Here is a 2,403-nt window from a genome sequence, read left to right as displayed (position 1 = left end):
GGGCCGCCCCGCCGTGCGCGGAACAGGGGGTGCTTCTTCCCGCTTCGTTGTTGTGGATCTGCGCGACCGGGTCGTTGGTCCGGCCCTGGGTGATGGTGATCGCGAAGTCCGGCTTGACGAAGGTCTGTTGGCTGCCCAGGGTGCGCCCTGCCAGGCGCCGAGGAAGGTTCTCGCTCTCCGGAGCCGGCGCGCCCGTTTCCAGGTCAGGACGGCGGAGCTGGGCGGAGAGGGGCGGCGGGTGGCCGGGGCCGGCTCAGCTCCGGGCGGCTCCGCTGGGGGCGGTGCCGGGGGCCTCCGCCGGGGTGCGGCTCGGGGCGGCGTCACCGTCGGGCGTGCCGCTCCCGTTCGGGCCGTGCCCGTTCGCGGCGCCGTCGGGCGTGCTGCTCCCGTTCGCGCCGGGCCCGTCCCGGTCAGTGAGGGCGGCCGGCCCCGGGAGGTGCGCCTGGTGGTCCGGCGGGTAGAACTGCCGGGCCCAGTGCCGCATCGCGCCGATCGGCCCGTCGCCCGGGGCGAGCTTCGGTGGCGACATGTACCGCTTGGTGGACCAGATCGGGAAGTCGGCCGCGGTGAACTCCAGGTTGCGCTTGAACATCGGGCCCGCCAGCAGCCTGGTGACCGCCCGGCTGACCGTCCGGGCGACGACCGGGGGCAGCCCGGACGGCTCCGACATGACGAAGCGGCTCGCCTGCCGCAGCTGCATCCGGCCGGGAGCGACCTGGGTGGCCATGACCAGCGAGCAGATCTCCAGGCCCAGCGAGGGCGTGTGCACGTCGGTGTGCAGGGCGGTGAGGCCGTACCCGTCCACCTCGACCTGGACCTCGCGCAGGCCGAGCAGCGGGAAGGTCTCCCGGACCAGCATCGAGATGTGGAAGGTGGTGCCGTCGAACTCCACCGGCTTCGCCAACTCGCCCTGCGGCCAACCGTGCAGGGTGACGAAGTGGCCCAGGTCGAAGGAGTTCTCCATGACGTCCTGGGCGTAGCCGGGCATCTCGAAGGAGGTGTAGCGCAGGGGCTGCCGCCCGTCGTCGATCCGGTGCCAGGCGGGGATCTCCCAGTCCGGCTCCCGGCCGTCGTGGTGGCGCCAGACGAAGACGGCCTCGTTCACCTCGCGCACCGGCAGCGGCGTCAGTGCCGCCTTGGGCGGCTGGGTGCCGTACCCGGTGCGCACGCAGCGGCCCTCGGCGTCGAAGGCGAAGCGGTGGAAGGGGCAGACCAGGTGGTCGCCCTCGACCGCGGCCAGGCCGAGGTGGGCGCCGAGGTGCGGGCAGTACGGGCGGATCGCGCGGAGGCGGCCGTTGCGCAGCCGGTACAGCACGACGTCCTCGCCCGCGAGTTGGCGGGTGAGGACGGTGCCGGGCCTGAGCTCGGCGGAGAAGGCGAGTGCGGACCAGCCGTCGGGGTAGGGCAGTGCCGGTGGCAGGGCGACATCGGCCGCGGTCGGGCGGCTGCTGACGGGGTGGACGTGCTTGGACACGCGCATGAAGAAGTCTCCTGTCGGTCTGTCCGGCGCCGCCCCTCCCAGGCGATTAGCGCTCGAACAGAATGGATTTCCGATGCTAGCCATGGAACGGGAGCCCGTGCACGGACAATCTCCCTAACTCACAACAAGTCTGATGATCCGTCGGGTAGACCGGTTCAAGGATTCGACAGGTCCCAGCCACTCGCCCGGCCCCGGGGCCACGGGGGTATTCGGGCAGGTAGGCGCGGCCTCGACGCCCGAGCGGGGCCGAAGGGGGGCCGGTGGGGCGGCGGGCCGCACCCGGGGCGGAACCGGGCCGCCCGGCCCGGGCGCTATTCGTACGGGCCCGTACCGTGGGGCGATCGGCGACGGCGACGGATTCCGCGGTCCCGGCGTGACGGGAATGCGGATCCGGCCGACCGACGCGGTTCCCCCCGATTTCCCCTCGGCCCTTTGCGGACGCACCGCGCGGTGATTGCCCCACGCGGTCGAGGAGGGGTCGAGAGGTGCTGGAAAGGGCTTTCTGCCGGGGGTGGGGTGTGTTGTGGTGGGTGGCAGGGGAGCCCTGGCCGCGGACGGCTCGACGGCCGTGGGTGGGCGGAGCGCCGCTGGTCGGTGACGTACCGGTGGCGTAGACGCTCGCGCATGGAACTGAGAGCGGCGGCTATGGATCGCCGGGCCAGGGGGGATTTGAATTGGTGCCACGACGACGAACCGATCGGGCGCAACCGGCGCCTCCGAAGGACCGGTCGTCGGTGATTCCTCCGAGTCTTGGAATGAGGGTGTGTGTGATGGCTGGTGTGGTGGATCTCGCGGTCGAGTCCGGTGTCGTGCTGGTGGTCGGTGGGACGGGGAAGACGGGTCGCCGGGTGGCGGACCGGCTGACGGCCCTGGGGTACGGGGTGCGGGTGGGGTCGCGTTCGGGTGCGGTGCCGTTCGAGATC

Annotated in this window: 1 protein-coding gene; it reads right to left on the bottom strand. The window is 72.4% G+C overall.

The window, feature by feature from the left end; genetic code table 11:
- Positions 1-253: 253 nt before the first annotated feature.
- The gene (locus ACWDCZ_RS40430; RefSeq protein ID WP_449818602.1) at positions 254-1,480 is read right to left on the bottom strand and encodes a Rieske 2Fe-2S domain-containing protein; all 1,227 of its coding nucleotides are present in this window, start codon (positions 1,478-1,480) and stop codon (positions 254-256) included.
- Positions 1,481-2,403: the final 923 nt, after the last annotated feature.

This window comes from Kitasatospora sp. NPDC001225, from assembly GCF_053597855.1.
The sequence above is the reverse complement of the archived record's forward strand: the minus strand, read 5'-3'. Positions and strand labels throughout refer to the sequence as shown.

What these genes read in the sequence shown, in the direction of transcription:
- ACWDCZ_RS40430 (WP_449818602.1), bottom strand. Translation starts at nt 1,480, where the DNA reads ATGCGCGTGTCCAAGCACGTCCACCCCGTCAGCAGCCGCCCGACCGCG.